This window comes from Gammaproteobacteria bacterium (assembly GCA_032250735.1).
In the GTDB taxonomy this organism is placed as follows: Bacteria; Pseudomonadota; Gammaproteobacteria; order SZUA-152; family SZUA-152; genus SZUA-152.
In genome coordinates, this window is record JAVVEP010000005.1 from 32,568 (window position 1) to 50,148 (window position 17,581).

Annotated in this window: 18 protein-coding genes; 15 read left to right on the plus strand and 3 right to left on the minus strand. The window is 56.8% G+C overall.

The annotated features are described in order from the left end of the window. The first annotated feature begins 61 nt into the window (after positions 1–61). The 12 genes from RRB22_04410 (at position 62) to RRB22_04465 (ending at position 8,229) form a co-directional block, all read left to right on the plus strand. Entirely contained in the window at positions 62–934 is an 873-nt protein-coding gene (locus RRB22_04410) for a phosphate/phosphite/phosphonate ABC transporter substrate-binding protein (GenBank protein MDT8383637.1), read from the plus strand. A gap of 20 nt (positions 935–954) precedes the next feature. Continuing rightward, positions 955–2,781 (plus strand): PAS domain S-box protein, encoded by a 1,827-nt coding sequence (locus RRB22_04415; protein MDT8383638.1) that lies wholly within the window; start codon positions 955–957, stop codon positions 2,779–2,781. A 66-nt stretch (positions 2,782–2,847) separates the two neighbouring features. Then, entirely contained in the window at positions 2,848–3,282 is a 435-nt protein-coding gene (locus RRB22_04420) for a YqaA family protein (protein ID MDT8383639.1), read from the plus strand. Between the two features lie 214 nt (positions 3,283–3,496). Continuing rightward, entirely contained in the window at positions 3,497–4,006 is a 510-nt protein-coding gene (locus RRB22_04425) for a heme-binding protein (GenBank protein ID MDT8383640.1), read from the plus strand. 65 nt (positions 4,007–4,071) lie between these two features. After that, positions 4,072–4,335 (plus strand): hypothetical protein, encoded by a 264-nt coding sequence (locus RRB22_04430; GenBank protein ID MDT8383641.1) that lies wholly within the window; start codon positions 4,072–4,074, stop codon positions 4,333–4,335. Between the two features lie 165 nt (positions 4,336–4,500). After that, positions 4,501–4,902, plus strand: a complete 402-nt coding sequence (locus tag RRB22_04435) for a hypothetical protein (GenBank protein MDT8383642.1) — start codon at positions 4,501–4,503, stop codon at positions 4,900–4,902. Between the two features lie 139 nt (positions 4,903–5,041). Continuing rightward, on the plus strand, positions 5,042–5,584 hold the full coding sequence (locus tag RRB22_04440) for a hypothetical protein (protein MDT8383643.1): 543 nt from the start codon (positions 5,042–5,044) through the stop codon (positions 5,582–5,584). Positions 5,585–5,671: 87 nt separating this feature from the next. Continuing rightward, positions 5,672–6,001 carry a YnfA family protein gene (locus tag RRB22_04445; GenBank protein MDT8383644.1) on the plus strand — a complete coding sequence of 110 codons (330 nt, stop codon included), beginning with the start codon at positions 5,672–5,674 and terminating at the stop codon, positions 5,999–6,001. 94 nt (positions 6,002–6,095) lie between these two features. Next, on the plus strand, positions 6,096–6,380 hold the full coding sequence (locus RRB22_04450; protein MDT8383645.1) for a hypothetical protein: 285 nt from the start codon (positions 6,096–6,098) through the stop codon (positions 6,378–6,380). Between the two features lie 299 nt (positions 6,381–6,679). Continuing rightward, the gene (locus tag RRB22_04455) at positions 6,680–7,510 is read left to right on the plus strand and encodes an amidohydrolase family protein (protein ID MDT8383646.1); all 831 of its coding nucleotides are present in this window, start codon (positions 6,680–6,682) and stop codon (positions 7,508–7,510) included. Between the two features lie 33 nt (positions 7,511–7,543). Further along, entirely contained in the window at positions 7,544–7,846 is a 303-nt protein-coding gene (locus tag RRB22_04460; protein ID MDT8383647.1) for a DUF3175 domain-containing protein, read from the plus strand. Positions 7,847–7,965: 119 nt separating this feature from the next. Continuing rightward, a complete protein-coding gene (locus RRB22_04465) occupies positions 7,966–8,229 on the plus strand; it encodes a cysteine-rich CWC family protein (protein ID MDT8383648.1) in 264 nt (87 codons plus the stop codon). Between the two features lie 15 nt (positions 8,230–8,244). Here RRB22_04465 and RRB22_04470 read toward each other — a convergent pair whose 3' ends face one another. After that, positions 8,245–9,894 (minus strand): FapA family protein, encoded by a 1,650-nt coding sequence (locus tag RRB22_04470; GenBank protein ID MDT8383649.1) that lies wholly within the window; start codon positions 9,892–9,894, stop codon positions 8,245–8,247. A 188-nt stretch (positions 9,895–10,082) separates the two neighbouring features. On the opposite strand from RRB22_04470, the gene RRB22_04475 reads away from it, so the two are divergent. After that, positions 10,083–10,709, plus strand: coding sequence for a hypothetical protein (locus RRB22_04475; protein MDT8383650.1), 627 nt, complete (start codon positions 10,083–10,085; stop codon positions 10,707–10,709). Between the two features lie 72 nt (positions 10,710–10,781). Here RRB22_04475 and RRB22_04480 read toward each other — a convergent pair whose 3' ends face one another. After that, positions 10,782–12,551 carry a hypothetical protein gene (locus tag RRB22_04480; protein ID MDT8383651.1) on the minus strand — a complete coding sequence of 590 codons (1,770 nt, stop codon included), beginning with the start codon at positions 12,549–12,551 and terminating at the stop codon, positions 10,782–10,784. 186 nt (positions 12,552–12,737) lie between these two features. On the opposite strand from RRB22_04480, the gene RRB22_04485 reads away from it, so the two are divergent. Then, positions 12,738–13,121: a SirB2 family protein gene (locus tag RRB22_04485; protein ID MDT8383652.1), complete on the plus strand. Its 384-nt coding sequence runs from the start codon at positions 12,738–12,740 to the stop codon at positions 13,119–13,121. Between the two features lie 42 nt (positions 13,122–13,163). On the opposite strand, the gene dinB is transcribed toward RRB22_04485, so the two are convergent. After that, positions 13,164–14,327, minus strand: a complete 1,164-nt coding sequence (gene dinB / locus RRB22_04490) for a DNA polymerase IV (protein ID MDT8383653.1) — start codon at positions 14,325–14,327, stop codon at positions 13,164–13,166. 332 nt (positions 14,328–14,659) lie between these two features. Between dinB and pepN the strand changes: the two genes are divergently transcribed. Next, the gene (gene pepN / locus RRB22_04495) at positions 14,660–17,365 is read left to right on the plus strand and encodes an aminopeptidase N (protein ID MDT8383654.1); all 2,706 of its coding nucleotides are present in this window, start codon (positions 14,660–14,662) and stop codon (positions 17,363–17,365) included. Positions 17,366–17,581 lie beyond the last annotated feature (216 nt).

Below are 17,581 nucleotides of genomic sequence, written 5' to 3' on the forward strand. Positions count from 1 at the left end.
TATAAAGTGTAGTCTTACAGTCACTAAACCTCTCTAACGGAAATGAGAAGAGGATTTCTTCATGGCGCAAACACATTGCACGAAAACAAAATATATTGCCCTAATTTTTCTTTTCGTCTTATTATTTTCTTTTTCTGAGGCTTACGCCGAACCTGATCAAAAGAACACTACAGTTAAGCCGTTGGTATTTGGTTTTTTACCGATTATAAGCTCGAAAAAGTTAGTTGCCCGTTTTGGGCCTCTGGCGGACTACCTTGCAGAAAAACTGGGCAGGCCTGTTCGTATAGAAACAGCACCGGATTATGTTCAGTTTTTAAACAGAACAAATAACGAAAAACGCTATGACATCCTTTTTACGGCGCCACATTTTTACTACCTGGCGCATCGGGACGCTAACTATCAGGTGCTCGTGCGCGTTAATGCGCCAGAGCTGCGTGCCATTATTGTCGCCCCTGGGAACAGCAACCTTCGTACCCTGAATGACTTGCGTGGCCATTCGCTGTCCACGGCAGATCCTATGGCCCTTGGCACAGCACTCGTTCGCGCCCGGTTAATCACTGCAGGAATTGATCCGGACAAGGATTTAACGCTTGTCGCTACGCCATCACATAATGCCTCGCTACTCTCCGCCCACAAAGGCGTCACTGATGCAGCATCGCTAATGATCCCACCATTCGAAAGGGCCCGGCCAGAAATCAAAAATGCTATGCGCATTATCGATAAAACAACAGGGACACCCCACATGCCAATTAGCGTAGCGCCCTGGCTGCCCGCCAAGGAGATCAGTGTTATTGAAACATCACTAATCACGATGAGCTCTACCCAGGAAGGACAAGCGCTACTCAAACATCTTTCATGGCCCGGCTTTGTGAAAGCAACACCTAAAGAATATGAATCCCTTAAACTGGTTGCTGAACAACTAAAGCTTCCTTAATAGTCTGCACACAATAATCCATGAAAGTAGCTCCATTTAGATCTCTTCGATTCAAGCTGATCGCTAGCGTCGTTGTTATTGAAGTTTTGATGCTCTCTATCATGGTTTGGAATAATGTTGAAACCATTTATCGAACCCACACTGATCGGTTGGCCGATACGGGACAGAGGTTAACACAACAATTCGCCAACATTGCAGGCGGCTACATGGTCGAAGTCGATTATGCTTCACTTGAAGATTATGCCAGTAGCATCATCGGTCATGGTGAAGTCACATACATACTGGTATTGACGCCGAATGGACAGGCAGTTATAAGACTGGGCGTAAAAAACGACCGCATTCCCGAGCCTGATCCACACCCTGCACAAGTAACAGACGGTGTATTTGATGTAGCAGCAGATATTTCCCTAGCAGGAAGATATCAGGGTCGTGTGCTGGTTGGTTTTTCCCTGGAACTGATGCATCAAACGATCTCGCAAGCCCTGAATCGCAGTATCGCCATTGCGATAACAGAGATCATACTGAGCATTATTGTCACGGTCATGCTTGGCGTTTATCTCACGCGAAACTTACGCGTTCTAACCGAGACGGCAGCACGTGTTGGCAAAGGTCAGTACGACACCATACCCATCACCGACAACAAAGATGAAATCGGGCTTACAGTGCTGGCATTCAATAAGATGGTGAAGGGTATTGCCGAACGCACACGCAGAATTGAAGAAAGCCAGGCACAGATAAGCTTGCTCATGAATTCCACTGCTGAGGCTATCGTCGGCATCGATCAAGAACGACGCTGCATGTTCGTCAACCCGGCTTGTCTAGGCATGATTGGCTACACGGATGCCAGCGAAGTCATCGGCAAGGATTTTCATGATTTGACACATCATAGCCACGCAGATGGTTCACATTACCCCGCTGAAGACTGCGCTATTCGACGCAACATGGAATCAACCGCGCACGGCCATACTGTCGGCGAAATATTTTGGCGGAAAGATGGTACAAGTTTCCCCATCGAAGCATGGACGCACCCGATATTAAAAAATGGTGAAATCGCCGGCTACATGATGACATTCATTGACATAACAAAACGCGTTAAAACAGAAACCGAACTACATGAATACCGAAATCACCTCGAAGATCTTGTCGAACAGCGTACTTCTGAATTAACTAATATCAATCAAGAGCTGGAATCTTTCAGTTACTCCGTATCACACGACTTGCGCACGCCACTGCGTCACATTGACGGTTTCAGCCTGGTATTACAGGAAGACTACGCCGAGAAACTGGGTAAAGAGGGACAAGAGTTACTCAGCCGCATCCGTGCAGGTTCCCAAAATATGGGGCAACTCATTGATGATTTGCTGAAGCTGTCGCAAGTGTCGCGCGGTCAAATTCAACGTGAACCACTCAACCTATCCAGCATGGCAGAAGATATTATCAATAAACTCCAGCGCTACAATGCTGACCGAAAGATCAGCATTGTCATTAAGCCTGAATTAATGGCTAATGCGGACCACCGTTTGACACACGTTCTTTTAGAAAACCTCATCGGTAATGCATGGAAATATACCGCCAAAACCGACAACGCAAGTATTACATTTGACGAGACACATGATAAAAATGGTAACCCCGTCTTTTGTTTGCGCGACAACGGCGCAGGATTTGATATGGAATATGCCGAAAAATTATTTACTGCATTCAAGCGTCTACATACCGAAAAAGAGTTTGAAGGGACGGGTATTGGTCTTGCAACTGTGCAACGCATAATCAATCGCCACTCCGGGCGTATTTGGGCAGAAGCAAAAACAGGGGAAGGTGCAGCTTTCTATTTTAGTTTTGGCGATTAAAAATTGTAGTTCATACTGACTCCAATTAATTTTGGACCTTTTGACGGCTTCAGTATCATTTAAAAAATGGACTATTTCTCAGAGCTGGGCTATCTCGGACTTTTTCTGGCCTCATTCTTGGCGGCCACGATTCTTCCATTGAGTTCTGAGGTGGTTTTAAGTGTTTTATTAGTAAATGAATTAAATCCCGTTTTGCTGGTTGCTGTTGCGACGCTGGGTAATGTGCTTGGTGCATTTACTAACTATGCGATCGGATTTTGGGGTAGTAGGGCTTTTGTGCAAAGGGTATTGAAAATACCGGAAGAGGATTTCATAAAGGCAGAGGCGCGGTTTAGGAAGTATGGGGTGATGTCTTTATTTTTTGCGTGGGTGCCGTTAATCGGCGATGCGTTGACCGTCGTTGCTGGTGTGCTAAGAATTAATTTTTTCTGGTTCTTTGTTTTGGTGGCGTCGGGGAAATTGATTCGATATATCGTCGTTAGTTATTTAATTCTCTATTAATAAATCTATTTGGGTTCAGAGGCATTGATTCCTGGCCTGCCGATACTGCGGTCTTTCTGTCTTCTCCTCTTCTCCTCCTCTCCTTCTCCGTCCTCAGTGGAATCGACCGTAGTGATTGAAGGGCTATAGTCTTAAAGGGGCGTAGCCCTTTATTGCGGTAAAAGATAAGCTCTGTTCAATGGCAGTATTTACCGGGATCCCTGAGGAGACTCACATGACAGGAATAACGAAGGCGATTGTGGTCGGTGCATTACTCTCGCTGGCGATCAACGCCACGGCCAGCGCCGCTGATGTGGTCAATGACAAGAGCATCGGCATGGAGCTGGCGCGCGACATTGCCAACGAGGCGGTAATGGCCTGCCGCAGGCAGGGCTACCACGTCAGTGTCGTGGTGGTGGACCGGTTTGGCCTGGTGCGTGCCGCGTTGCGCGATGATCTGGCCTCACGCTTTACCCTGGAGATCGCCGAACGCAAGGCCAATCTTACCGTCATGGCCTGGACCGACAGCGGCGCGTTTCGCAAGGCGCGTCCGGATATTCAGCAGGAGCTGAATCATATCGAAGGGCTGGTGGTGATGGAGGGTGGTGTGCGAATCGTCTCCGGCGGCTATAACCTGGGCGCTGTGGGTGTCAGTGGTGCGCCAGGGGGTGAGCGGGATGCCGCCTGCGCCAAGCAGGCCCTGGAAAAGCTCGTGGAACGGATTGAGTTTGCGGTGGACAGTTAGCCTGACGATCCCTTAAATGGTCAGGTCCCTTACGCTAATGCTGGATTAAACGGATAACAATTAATATGGGAAATGCTACACACAGCCTGGGTGTCGCTGATATTGATAGCGCTATTCAGATGTTAAATGAATACACAGATGAACCTGCCATAAAGCCTTTAATCTCGATATTAGAAGCCCTGAAGCAGGACTCGCATAACGAAACGCTCTTGGCCGAGCTTACGGATACCTGGAGAAATCTTGGTGTGTATCAGGGCACCGTCTTGACCTATGTGCCCTATTTTTACATGTATATAGCCGATGATATTTTTGGCGATGATTTAAAATAAATGGGCTTCAATGGACTTGGCGCCGCCGGCCATTAGGGGCTGTGCGGGGTTTTCTGATTACCTTTAATGGTGGACATTGCACGAAAAGGTGTAGGATGCGAGAGTCTACAAGAACGTAAGTGCGGAGCAAGCCTTACCATGAGCCCATCATTAGGAGTAACAACAATGGAAGGTATCAGCGACATAAAAATTATCGGGATCGATGAGATGCGCCCACCGAGAATCAGAAAGGAGCCGTACATCGATCTCGTCTTCAAACTCTCGCATAAAGCGCCAGCAGAGTGGTGCAAAGACTTTAATGACAGTTTGTCGAAAAACGTTTACACGCCGAAGATTAATCCCACTGATGGAGTATACATTCTCACCTGGGTAAGGACGATCAATGAGGTTGCTGGTCATTTTCAGTATCTCAAGAGCAGCGTCAAGGAATGTTCCGAGCGCTATATTGAAAAGGCACAAAGAATCGCAAGTGCAACGGCGGGCGGCAACAGTCAGTTGAAGGGGGAAGGTGGCGAGCAGGGGCGATTGAATACCGTCATGGCCGAGCTGGATTATGAGCTGGAATAGAAGGACCCGGATTAAAGGTCGTTAAAGTGGCAGAGCCCTAACTTGTTACGCCAATTTGCGCAGTGCCTGGAAATATCCAGATCAGTTCCCGAGGTATCCCTGACTTCATATCTTCAATTCATCCCCTGGGTGTAACGCGATGAAAACAATCTTGCTGACCTTTTCCGCGACCCTCGCCGCTGTGGCCATGGCGGGGTATCTTTTCCTGACTCCCCTGCTGGGCGCCTTTGGGCTGGCGGCGACGTCCATTGACCGGTTACAGGATCTGGTGGCGTCAAAGCAGATCGTCGATCGGGTGAAGCGGCGTCATCAACAGAAGAGTCGTGTCGTTTCCAAAAAATTTGCCAAGAAGTCATCGCGGCGGGTGGCCTCGACCGCACTGGCGGCGGTGACGATCGGGACGGTGGCGGTTGCGGTCACTACCATGAGTCTTGAGGTGGCCGATTACTGCGAGGAAAAGGCTTCGTTGCAGGAGGACGCCAATATCCTCTATGGCACCAATGAGTCCGTGGACATGGAGCAATGTATCGAGGAGGGCAAACAGGACTCGAAGGCGTTGTTTGTAGAGCTGAGAAGTTCCTCGGCGGATGCGGTATCCAATGCGTTTGAAGCGACCGCCAACTACAGCGCGGAGAAATGGGATGCGGTGTGGGAGCGGGCCAGGGCGTGGCTGTCGGATTAGTGGGTTCGTTCGCCGCCATGCACACTCTCTGTTGCACCCTCTGTCGCACTCCCTGTCCACATTAATATTCTGGGCGCTTAAGGACTCATGAAATTGTTGACGACCACCGGTCTGTTTTTTGTCACGGCCATTGCGGAGATTGTGGGCTGTTATTTGCCGTATCTCTGGTTGCAGAATCGTGCGCCGGTATGGGTGCTGCTGCCTGCGGCGGCGTCGCTGATATTATTCGCCTGGTTGCTGACCCTCCACCCGACGTCGGCCGGGCGCGTGTACGCGGCATATGGGGGCGTCTATGTCGCCACCGCCTTGTTGTGGTTATGGGTGGTGGACGGCGAACGCCCCCAGCTGTGGGATATCACCGGTGCGGGTGTGGCTATTGCAGGGATGGCGATCATTATGTTTGCGCCTCGCACTTAGTTGCTGTAGCCGTACGCGTGGGTTCGACCGGCGTGGTATGCTCGGCTGCGGATAAGACGCCGTGATGGGAATGCGCATGGCAATGGAATGTTTTATGACAGGAGTAACGGGAATGGATGCCGAAAAGATTACGCTGAGAATGGAGAGCGGCAACGAGATGGAGGTGGTGGTGTTCAGCAAGCGCGCCTCCCTGATCGAGGTTGTGCTGGGCGAGGGTGTGCACAGCGTCAGGTGTGGACTGAAGCCGACCCGGGACGGTTCGGCCTATGTTGGCACCGTCATGGGCCGGGAGATTGTGTACCCGCGAAGTAGCGCCGAGGTGCAGGCGGATATCGACCGCGCCAATCTCGATGCGCGAAATTCGCTGTCACCACGATAGCGTTATCTGAAATGGCGGGGCGGCTAAGGCCCCGCAATATCCGGGTTTATTTGCTTGTTTCAGGCCACTCGCCTGCGAGTCAGCACGCCTTGCCGCGAGTTGAGTATGGAATGGGTCACGCTATACTTCGACTACACTCCCTGCAAGGTAATGACATGACCCCGATACCGTTATACGTTTCACCGCGCCTTTCAACAGACCCTTCACCGCGCCTTTCATTGCACTCATCAGCGGGTGCGGCGCGACGTATCACTACGCTTGTCCTCAGTCTCTTTTTTCTCTGCCTATGGATTGGCCCCGTGAGGGCGGAGATCCCCTTCGCCGATGGGCACATCCACTATAACTGGGACCATGCCGAGGTCACCTCGGTGCAGACGGTGGTCGAGACACTCCGACGGGAGAAAGTGGGGCTCACCCTGGTCTCCAGTACCCCGAGCCATCTGGCGCTGGAGCTGCGGGCCGCCGGTGGTGATTGGGTGATCCCCTTGTTCAGTCCCTATATCCATGAGCAGGGCAAGCGTGACTGGCATCTCGACCAGGCCGTTGTGCAGCAGGCTGCCCAGGGTCTGCAACAGGGGATCTATTTCGGCATTGGCGAGATCCACTTCATGAGCGGCTTTTTGCCCAGGCCGGATAATGCGATCTTTCTCCAGCTCATGGGGCTGGCCGGGCAGCATCGCGTGCCGGTGCTGATTCACGTGGATGCCTCCGACGAAACCTATTTTGTGGGTATCTGCAAGGCCCACCCGGCAATCAAGATCATCTTTGCCCACGCCGGTGGCAATCTGAAACCGGCGCATATCCGTTCGGTGCTTGAACAGTGCCCCAATGTCTGGGTCGACCTGTCGGCGCGGGACGACTGGCGTTATGGCGGCCTGACTGATGGCAACGGTCTCCTGCTGCCCGGCTGGAAGAGCGTGGTACTGGATTTCCCCCAGCGTTTCTTTACCGGCACTGATCCCGTGTGGCGGGTGACGCGTACCCAGAGCTGGGATGAATCGGATGACGGCTGGGATCACTATCAACAGTTATACCGGTATCACCAGACCTGGCTGAGGGATCTACCGGAGGATGTGCACAGGAAAATCGCCTGGGACAATGTCAAACAGTTACTGTCCACTAAGCACTAGTACTAAGCACTGTAAAAAGGGAGTCGCGTTATTGTGGGTTCCGAGCAGCAGGAGAAGTGGTCACAGCGGGTCACCGAGCAGAGTAATGCGCTGGATCTTGAACCCGGCGTGTTTACCCTTGAAAACCCGCGCCAGATTGCTGAGTCGCTGCAACGCTCGGCCGAGCGCAGTCAGCGGCGCAAGACCGATCCCTTTCGTTCGGCGATGTCGATGCTGAACTTCTATATCAATCGCGCGGGAAAAAATCTTCCCGCCGCGCAGCAGGAACGGCTGGAGCAGACCAAGGATGAATTGCGGGATCTCTATGGCAGGCCGCGCCAGCGACACCAAAAATAGCCCAGACAGATATGTCGGCTAATCGGCACGGTTTGGTTGTTATGGTCCCTTATAAAAAGTCCGGCAAAAAGGACACAGTGAACTTTCGTCGAACTCCCCGTTGCGGTTAGAATGAATGCATGACCGACAGTCAACAACACGCAATCCAATACGAAAAAAAGCACGAAACCCGGCGCTGTCCCCGCTGTGAGGTCGAATTCGAATGCAAGGCGGGCTCGATTCTGCTGTGCCAGTGCCAGACCCTCTACCTGACCCAGGAACAGATGGAGTATGTCAGCGCGCAGTATGATGACTGCCTGTGCGTGTCGTGTCTGGGGGACCTGCGCAGCGAATACAATTGCCGGCAATTTGAAAAAAGGCTGCGCGACACCCGCCGGCAGTAGTGGTTGTGCGGTCGGCTAGCCGTGGTGGAAGCTGACCTTCTTGTCTTCCAGCACGAAGCTGCCGGCCTCGGTGCGATCCTGCACTATATGCGTCTTGTCGCCGATGGTAATGGAGACCCCCGGATAGGCGTGCTTTCTTACCGTCACCGTGGCGGAGCCGGTCAACTCATCCTGTGTCTCGACCTGTGCCTTTTCCTGCTCGATGGTCGCCAGATCGTCGTTGTATTTCGTCAGTGTGCTCAAGGCCCTGGCCATGATGGCCTTGCTCTTGTCGTCGGTCAGCCCCCTCAGGCGATTGATCAGGGTGGTCAGCTTTGCGCATTCCTCGATCTTTTCTTCGTGGGCGGTGGAGAGCTGCTGTGCCTTTGCATGCAGTTCGGGATTGTTGCCGACCTCGATCACGGTCTTTACGTTGGCCTGCGAGCCCAGTATCTGTGCCTCTATCGCCAGTATGGCCCTGGTTTTGCCGCCGAGGATATGACCTTTCTTGGCGCCCTTTTTGCCGACCACAATCTTGTTGAGGGCAGAGAGCTCGCTGTGTGACACCAGCTCGCCGACGGTGATGTTGCCGCCCGCCTGTACGATCGCGTTTTCGATAAAGCGGGCCTCGATGGATCCCTCGCTGGACAACAGGGCCGCGCCCTGGCCAGGCTCGCCGGTCGCGGTGCGCAGTTCGCCCCGGCCGATCACGCCCTTGCTCACCACGATATTGCCCTGCGCCTTGAGCGTGGCGCCTTCCATCATGCCGGTGATGATGATGTCGCCGGTGGCGATAATCTGCATGCCCTCGACCACGTCGCCCTGAATGTTGACGGTGCCATCAAAGTCGATATTGCCGGTGGATAGATCCACCTCCTTGATGTTGATCACCGGGCTGACATTCATGCCGCGCTCGACGATTTCGGGCTGGCCGCCGGTGCTGGCTCGCAACAGTGCCCGGTCGTCGGCGTCGATCTCGACGCCGGTGAGCTTGCCCGAGAACGCAAGGTCCTTGCCTGACTTCGCCGGAATCACCTTGCCATGCACATCGACACCGTTAACGCCGCTGGTGGGCGGTATCTTGCGCATCAGCGCATCCCCGGCCTTGACCGTGATGAAGGCGCCGATTTCGTGGTAATCGACGCTGCCATCGTCATTGATCTGCGGGCGGGTGTCTTTCGCCTCGCTGATCAGGCTCTCGAAGCATGCGTCTTCGCCGTGCTGCGGGGGCGTGCTTTCGGCGATCAGGCAATGCTCGGTGCTATTGCCGGCGAGCGCCTGCGCGATGGCCGATGCATTAATGCCGTGGGTGATCGCCAGCTCGGCCAGGGCCTGATTGACCTGTGTTGCGCTGACCGGCTGCCCGCCGACAGGAGGGGTGACTGACAGGTGGACCGTGGTGGCATCGTCAGCGACCTTGATCGCCAGCTCGCCATCCAGTCGATCGCCGATCACAATTTCGCTCGCCGCGTCGGATTTTCCCAGCAGACTACAGACCTGTGCCAGCCCATCGTTGAGCAGGTGCCAGTGGCTGTGCCCCTGCTCGATGAGCAGCGTGTTTAACTGGGCAAGGTTGAGTGCGGGAATGGCCGTGCCACCGGGCAGGACGGCGATGAGCTGGGTGTTGTCATCACTGGCCCGGAAGGAGATCGAAGGGTTCGCGGAAGGGTCGCCGGTTTCGCTCATGTGGACAGTATACTGATGTCGCCAATAATTTATATTACTAATTACTGCCACGGATTGTGGAGCGCGATAGAAGATTTTCGGAATCCGGCGCGGCCATTCTGGTAGGGTGGGGAGTGGTGGCATCGGTGACATCCATGCTGCACCAATAACACACCCAGGCTATAGCTAGATAACGATAAGGATAAAAGATGGATCGCGTTCGGATTGGTGAGAATTTTGACCGGCAGCCCCTGTGGAAGATTTTTATTGGCGTGCCGTTGATCTATCTGCCGTTGCTGTTTTCCATTCCTTTTGTGGCCATTTGTGTCTGGCTGGTGAAGGCCCATTTACGGTTAATGGGCGCCAGGGAGATTCGGCCGTTCAGTGATTTTGTGCCGGGCTGGGACTCGCACCGTTATCGGTACCAGAATCAGATCATCTATTCGACGGGCGCGGGCTGGCATAACCTGCGTCACTATCGTTTGTACTGGCTGTTCAATTGCAAATTGTACTGTCCGCTAAGCGTCGGCCTGTTCCGCTATGTGGGTTACCTGGTGATGGTGGTGGAAAACTGGTGGTGTCCCTTTGGTCACGACAAGAAGGCCGAGTATCAACAGGGGGCGATTGATAAATCGTACTGGCATCTGCATGAGCAGGAGCAGGCGCGGCTGAATCCGGAGGACTGTGCCAACCCCATCTGGAATGAGGCGCATGAACAGGAACAGCAGCAGGCGGGGCGAGACGCGGCGCTAGGGCGAAACGCGCCGGCAAGAAAAAACACGACCGTAAAGAAAAACGCGGCGCTAGAGATAGACGCGCAGACAGAGAGCGAATAGCGCGCGTGAGCGTGCGTGTGCAATGAGGATGAAAGGAAGATTCCGGTTAGGCGCGCCTGCGTCGCAAGCTATTCAGGCATAGGCTGTCGAAGAAGGATAGGGGCTGTGCGTCGCGTGCTGCATGGCGCCGGCGGCGGTGATGGACGGCGCGGGTGGATAACCCAGCTCGGTAATGCTGCGCGCAGCAACCGCCAGCCCCACCTCGGACGACACGCTCTCTTCGAGTATGGCCTGATAATAGTTTTCCAGACCGGTGATGGCGTCGGCAAACAGGTCCAGCTTGAACATGTTATCTGCGCTCTGGTTAAGGATCAGCTCCTGGCAGGCATACTGATTGATGGCGTGGGCCAGATTGGATTGTTGCTCGTCGTTGATGGCGCACATGACATCGGCGATCTGTTTCAGCTGATCGGGCACCTTGCCCAGCAGTTCGATCCTGGAGGGCGTGATGGAATATTCATTCACCGCATCCTTGATCTCCTTGATCACCGCCAGCAGTTCGCGCGCCACCACCTTGAGCAGGTTTTCGTATTCGGCGGGCGACAGCGTGTCTTCATGGGTCGGCTGACGCATCTCGCCCGCCAGGTTGTGGATGGATGACTCGATATGTAGCAGGGCGGTGGCGATGCCCATCAGTTCCTCGTCGCTGAGAATCTCCCCCTGGCTGATCCTGGGGCGCAGGAATTCTTCCTGTTGCGCGAGGATGGCCTGCTGTTTTTTCATGCCCAGCATGCCGAGCGTTTCCTTGATGACCGAAAAGTTTTTCAGTATCGGCTCCAGCCCTTCGGTGGCGCCACCATGGCGGTGCAGGCTGATGTCCAGGGCGTCGCGGATGGTGGCCAGCTCCTCCGTTAACTGACTCGTAACGCTGTCGATCATGTTGACATTGAAGCCGTACAGGGTCTCCCGCGCCGTTTCGATACAGGCGTCGGTGGTCGGGCAGCTCAGTTGAAAGGCCTGCTTGATGTCGCCGATGCGGGGCGCATCCACGGGTGAGCGGGCGATGTAATACAGCAGGTTTTTGATGATCTTTATCGGTGGCTGCTGGGTCAGGATCTGCTCGCCGCTGGTGATCACCTGCTTGATCAGGGAGTCAATCCTCGCCAGCAGGATCTTCACCGAGACGCTGGGATTCTGTTGCTGGGCGTGCAGCGTATCCACCATGCCGAGCGCGATCCACCACAGCTGTTCCGACTTTTCGGTGGTGCTGGCGCCTAACAGTTTGTTCAGTACAAAGGTCAGCTTCTTCAGGTTATCGGCCTCGTTCTCCTTGCGCAGGATGCCGAGCAGGCCGGACAGATAACCGGGGCGCAGCTTCCTGGCGAGGGCCGAGATACTGTTGCCGGTCTGCAGGCCCGGTCTGTGTGCCGTGGCCAGGCAGGCGGCGTGGGCGGCGGGCATGGCGATGGCGAGATTGGGCGAGAAGAAATCACCCTCGGTGAACAGCTCCTTGTTCTGGCAGGCGCGGCAGTCGTTGAGCAGGGGCAACAATACCAGGGGCAGATCCGGCTGGCCGTGATAGAGGCTGTCAAGATAACCCGTCAGCTGGAACATGCCCGCCGCCAGCACCTCGGCGGCATCCAGCCGGGCCTTGACCTGGCCTTCCACCAGGGCGCAGGCGAGCAGTTTCATCTCGGTGGCCAGCAGCGCGGCACCCTCGATCTCCACCATGGTGGCGGCGCCGCTGACGCGATGCAGGGCCGAGATGCAGATTTTGATAGGGGTGGTGTCGTCCATATTTTCGGTGAATTCGCTGAGGGCCGCCTGCGCAAATTGCAGGGTTTCGTCGACGCCCTCCTTGATCCAGGCCAGGGTTTTGCGATCTACAGTGCTCGGGTTCAACGGCGTCATCCTCTGGTCATTCTGTGTTAGAGCGGTGAAATTTGCCCGCATCCTCCGCCGCGGCGGGAGGGGGGTAAACAGCGTATCGGCCGCCACGAAAATTTATTTACATTTTAATGATGGCCATAGTGGAAAAAGTGATTTAGTTTGGCGGCATCCAATGAATCGCTATTAACAGGGGGAGCTATGCCGGGTCTGGAGGTGGTGAAACAGCTGCATGTGGCGTGCGCCGCAGTGAGTGGAGTGGGCTTTTTTCTGCGCGGCGTGCTGATGCTGCGGGGCTCGCCATTGCTGCGCATGCCGCTACTGAAGATCGCTCCGCATGTAGTCGATACCCTGCTGTTGCTGAGTGCGATCCTGCTAGCCGCGCAATGGGGCTGGGCGGCTCTGGGCCTGCCGTGGTTGCAGGCCAAGATCATCGCCCTGCTGCTCTATATCGGGCTGGGGATGGTGGCGCTGCGGCGGGGCAAGACCCGGGCCGTGCGCGGCTGGGCCTGGCTGGGGGCGCTGGCGGTGTTTGGGTATATCGTCGCGGTGGCGCTGACCAGAACGCCCCTGGTAGTAGTCTGAAGATTACTATTCGTTGTTAGCCCGGAGTGCCCGGTGACGTGCTCAGGATGGCCGGCGAATGGTGCGGGCGCGCGCCAGGTGTTGGCCGCCGAAGCGGTTGTTGATGTCGTCGGCCAGTTGATCGAGCCGGTTGGGCGCGTCCTGTGGCGCATCGAACATGTTGAGCTGTGCGGGCTCCGGCCCGCTGTCGAAGCCGCTGACGCCCATGCCGATCAGGCGTATGGGCGGCAGGCCGTCCGCCGTCGTCTTGTCGAACAGTTGCGCGACGGTCTGCCACAGCTCATCGGTGGCGTGGCTGGGGCGGCGCAGGCTGTGCACGCGGGTGATGGTGCGAAAATCGGCAAAGCGTAATTTGAGCTGTACGCAGCGCCCGCGCAGATCCTGACGGCGCAGGCGCCAGGCGACCTGCTCGGTGAGGGTGAGCAGTACCGCGCGCAGAATATCGGGGTCGCTGATGTCCTGCGCGAAGGTGGTCTCGCGGGAAAGGGACTTGGCCTCGCGCTCCGGGGTGACGCGGCGATCATCCACCCCATGGGCGAGTTGCCACAGGTGGGTGCCCAGTTGACCAAAGCGCGCGCTGAGCGTGGCCTCGGTTAGCCGGCGCAGCTCGGCCACGGTGTGGATATTGAGGGCATGGAGCTGTTGTTCGGTGACCCGGCCCACGCCCCACAGGCGTGACACCGGCAGCGGGTCGAGAAAGCGCTGCACGTCGGCGGCCTCGAGCACCACGAAACCGTCGGGCTTTTCCAGGTCCGAGGCGATCTTGGCCAGAAACTTGTTCGGCGCCACCCCCATCGATACCACCAGTCCCAGCTCGTCGAGGATCTCCTGTTTGATGCGGCGGGCGATGTGCACGGCGGAGCCGAACAGGCTCTTGCTGGCACTGACGTCGAGAAACGCCTCGTCCAGCGATAGCGGTTCGATGAGGGGCGTATAGCGGGAGAAGATGGCGTGGATCTGCGCGGACACCTCGCTGTACAGGGACATGCGCCCGGGCAGGATGATCAGCTCGGGGCAGCGCTTGAGGGCGGTGGCCGTGGGCATGGCGCTGCGCACGCCATAGCGGCGCGCCGCATAGCTGGCCGCGGCGATCACCCCGCGTTGCTCGGGTCGGCCAGCAACCACCACTGGCAGGCCGCGCAGCCCCGGCTGCTCACGGATTTCCACCGAGGCGAAAAAGGCATCCATGTCGGCGTGAATGATCATGCCGCTATTCTACGCCGTGCCGGCGCAGGGGAGAATGGAAACGGTCAGCCGGTTACCGCTCGGTCACGAAAGGCATTTTCATTTACAATGGCTCTTTGCGATGGGTGCGTGCCCTATACTTAAGCCGGATATTTCATACAGTCATCAGTGGCACGCGCCCTCGTTCAGTGTTGGGTGTACCGGGCATCGTTCCCCGTCGGTTTTTGTCGTCGATACGCCACTGTCTCGCCGCTACGCCACGATCCCGAAAAATCCCGGCCGACACATCCACGGCGCGATCACCGCGGCATCGCAGGCCATATCCGTATCAACTATGCAGTAGGTAAAAAATCATGCAACAGAAAACAGCCCAGGCCGAGGCCGCGCAACCCAGGACGGTGCATCTGGCCGATTATCGCGTACCGGATTTTTTGATCGACTCGGTCGCCCTGCATTTTGACCTGGACGAGGCTGACACCCGGGTGCGCTCGTCCCTGCAGCTGCGCCGCAACCCCGCCGCCATCGGCGATCAGCCGCTGCGCCTCAATGGCCGCGACCTGGAGTTGGTGTCGATAAAGATCGATGGCCATACGCTGGGCGCCGGTGACTATGTGCTGGAGCCCGAGCGGCTGTCGATCCCCGCGGTGCCCGAGGCGTTCACGCTGGAGATCGTGACCCGCATCCACCCGCAGGCCAACACCTCGCTGGGAGGCCTGTATACCTCGGGCGGCAATTTCTGCACCCAGTGCGAGGCGGAGGAGTTTCGCAAGATTACCTACTATCTCGATCGCCCCGATGTGATGGCGAGATTTGTCACCACCATCACGGCGGACAAGGGCCGCTACCCGGTGCTGTTATCCAACGGCAATCTGATCGACAGCGGTGAGCTGGACAACGGCCGCCACTGGGCGCAGTGGGAAGACCCCTTCCCCAAGCCGGCCTACCTGTTCGCCCTGGTGGCAGGCGATCTGGCCTGCATCCAGGACCGTTTCCAGACCGTCTCCGGGCGCTGGGTGGACCTGCGCCTCTACGTGCAGCACCACAATACCGACAAGTGCGAACACGCCATGCGCTCACTGAAAAATGCCATGGCCTGGGATGAACGGGTCTACGGCCGCGAATACGATCTGGACCTGTACATGATCGTCGCGGTGGACGACTTCAACATGGGGGCGATGGAGAACAAGGGCCTCAACGTGTTCAATTCGCGCTACGTGCTGGCCCGGCCGGACACCGCCACCGACACCGACTATCAGGGCATCGAAGGGGTGATTGGCCACGAGTATTTTCACAACTGGTCGGGCAACCGCGTGACCTGCCGCGACTGGTTCCAGCTCAGCCTCAAAGAGGGCTTTACCGTGTATCGCGATGAGGAGTTCAGCGCGGACATGGGCTCGCGCGGGGTGAAGCGCATCGAGGATGTGAACATCCTGCGCACCCACCAGTTTCGCGAAGACGCCGGCCCCATGGCGCATCCGGTGCGCCCGGAGTCCTATGTCGAGATCAACAACTTCTACACGGTGACGGTGTACAACAAGGGCGCCGAGGTGGTGCGCATGCTGGCCCACCTGGTGGGCGAGGCCGGTTTCCGCCGGGGTACCGATCTCTATTTTCAGCGCCACGACGGCCAGGCCGTCACCACCGATGACTTCGTCGCCGCCATCGAGGACGCCAATGACGCCGATTTTTCCCAGTTTCGCCGCTGGTACAGCCAGGCCGGCACGCCGGTGCTGGACATCACCCAGCACTATGACGCCGCGCAGCAGCGCTACCGGCTGACGGTCTCGCAACACTGTCCAGCGACCCCCGGCCAGCCGCACAAACTTCCCTTCCACATGCCGCTGGCCATCGGCCTGCTGGATGCGCAGGGCAGGGATCTCCCGCTGCGGCTGGTGGGCGAGGCGGCATCCGGCAACGTCTCTGGCAATGCGTCCGGCAATGAAGGGATCAAGCCGGGCACCCGCGTCCTGCAACTGCGCGAAAGCGAACAGGTGTTCGAGTTTGAGGGCATCCCCGAGGCGCCGGTGCCATCGCTGTTACGCGGCTTCTCCGCACCGGTCAAATTGCATACCGACCTCAGCGATGCACAGTTCTATTTCCTGATGGGTAATGACAGTGATCCGTTTAATCGCTGGGAGGCCGGACAGCAGATGGGTGTGAAGATCATCACCGCCCTGGCCGGGGCCTGGCAGCGCGGCGAGCCGTTGGCCCTGAGCGAGGCCTATGTGGCGGCGATGCAAAAGACCCTGCTGGATTCCTCGTTAGACAAGGCGCTGATCGCCGCCGCCCTGCAGCTACCGTCGGAGGCCTATCTGGGTGAGTTCGTGGCGGTGATCGACCCGCAGGCCCTGCACGAGGCGCGGCGATTTGTGCTGCGCTGCCTGGCCGAGGCCTTGCGCGAGCCGCTGCTGTCCACCTACCACGCAAACCTGGAGCAGGGCGACTACCGGCTGGATGCCGAGGCGATCGGGCAGCGGGCGCTGAAAAATACCTGCCTGTCCTATCTGATGGAACTCGATGATCCCGAGTTGCGCGCGCAGTGTGTCAGCCAGTTTCGTGCGGCCAACAATATGACCGACGTGATGGTCGCCCTCAGTGGGCTGGTCAACACCCCCGGCGAGGAACGGGCCGAGGCCCTGGCGGCCTTTTACGAACAGTGGCAGGAGGATCCGCTGGTGGTGGACAAATGGCTGAGCCTGCAGGCCACCTCACGCCTGCCCGGGGCGCTGGAGAATGTGCGCGCGCTGACCCAGCACCCGGCGTTCAGCATCCGCAACCCGAACAAGGTGCGGGCGCTGATCGGCGCGTTCTGCAACGGCAACCCGGCCCAGTTCCATGCCGCCGACGGCGGGGGTTATCGCTTCCTGGCCGAACAGGTCCTGACCCTGGACGCCCTCAACCCCCAGGTGGCCGCGCGCCTGAGCAATGCCTTTAGTCAGTGGCGTCGCTATGACGCACCGCGTCAGACGTTGATGCAGGAACAGATGCAACAGCTGCTCGCGGCGCCGGGCCTGTCGCGCGATGTGTACGAGGTGCTATCGAAAAGCCTGGGGGTTTAGGGCGTAGGGCGCAATAACCGCAGGGCATTGCGCCGTATGAGACATCCCCAAAGCCGAATCGTTTTGATTGGCCGGAGGGAAATATCTCGCAGAGCAGATTTGTATCGTTGCCACCGAGGGTCACTCGGTGGCTTGGGTTATGTAGGCTCCCATGAAAGCGCTTACGCGGTTGAATTTTCCGTGGCGACGGACATACGGCGCAATGCCCTGCGGTTA

Coding starts and splice junctions, on each gene's coding strand:
- RRB22_04410 (MDT8383637.1), top strand. CDS start 62: ATGGCGCAAACACATTGCACGAAAACAAAATATATTGCCCTAATTTTT.
- RRB22_04415 (MDT8383638.1), top strand. CDS start 955: ATGAAAGTAGCTCCATTTAGATCTCTTCGATTCAAGCTGATCGCTAGC.
- RRB22_04420 (MDT8383639.1), top strand. CDS start 2,848: ATGGACTATTTCTCAGAGCTGGGCTATCTCGGACTTTTTCTGGCCTCA.
- RRB22_04425 (MDT8383640.1), top strand. CDS start 3,497: ATGACAGGAATAACGAAGGCGATTGTGGTCGGTGCATTACTCTCGCTG.
- RRB22_04430 (MDT8383641.1), top strand. CDS start 4,072: ATGGGAAATGCTACACACAGCCTGGGTGTCGCTGATATTGATAGCGCT.
- RRB22_04435 (MDT8383642.1), top strand. CDS start 4,501: ATGGAAGGTATCAGCGACATAAAAATTATCGGGATCGATGAGATGCGC.
- RRB22_04440 (MDT8383643.1), top strand. CDS start 5,042: ATGAAAACAATCTTGCTGACCTTTTCCGCGACCCTCGCCGCTGTGGCC.
- RRB22_04445 (MDT8383644.1), top strand. CDS start 5,672: ATGAAATTGTTGACGACCACCGGTCTGTTTTTTGTCACGGCCATTGCG.
- RRB22_04450 (MDT8383645.1), top strand. CDS start 6,096: ATGACAGGAGTAACGGGAATGGATGCCGAAAAGATTACGCTGAGAATG.
- RRB22_04465 (MDT8383648.1), top strand. CDS start 7,966: ATGACCGACAGTCAACAACACGCAATCCAATACGAAAAAAAGCACGAA.
- RRB22_04470 (MDT8383649.1), bottom strand. CDS start 9,894: ATGAGCGAAACCGGCGACCCTTCCGCGAACCCTTCGATCTCCTTCCGG.
- RRB22_04475 (MDT8383650.1), top strand. CDS start 10,083: ATGGATCGCGTTCGGATTGGTGAGAATTTTGACCGGCAGCCCCTGTGG.
- RRB22_04485 (MDT8383652.1), top strand. CDS start 12,738: ATGCCGGGTCTGGAGGTGGTGAAACAGCTGCATGTGGCGTGCGCCGCA.
- dinB (MDT8383653.1), bottom strand. CDS start 14,327: ATGATCATTCACGCCGACATGGATGCCTTTTTCGCCTCGGTGGAAATC.
- pepN (MDT8383654.1), top strand. CDS start 14,660: ATGCAACAGAAAACAGCCCAGGCCGAGGCCGCGCAACCCAGGACGGTG.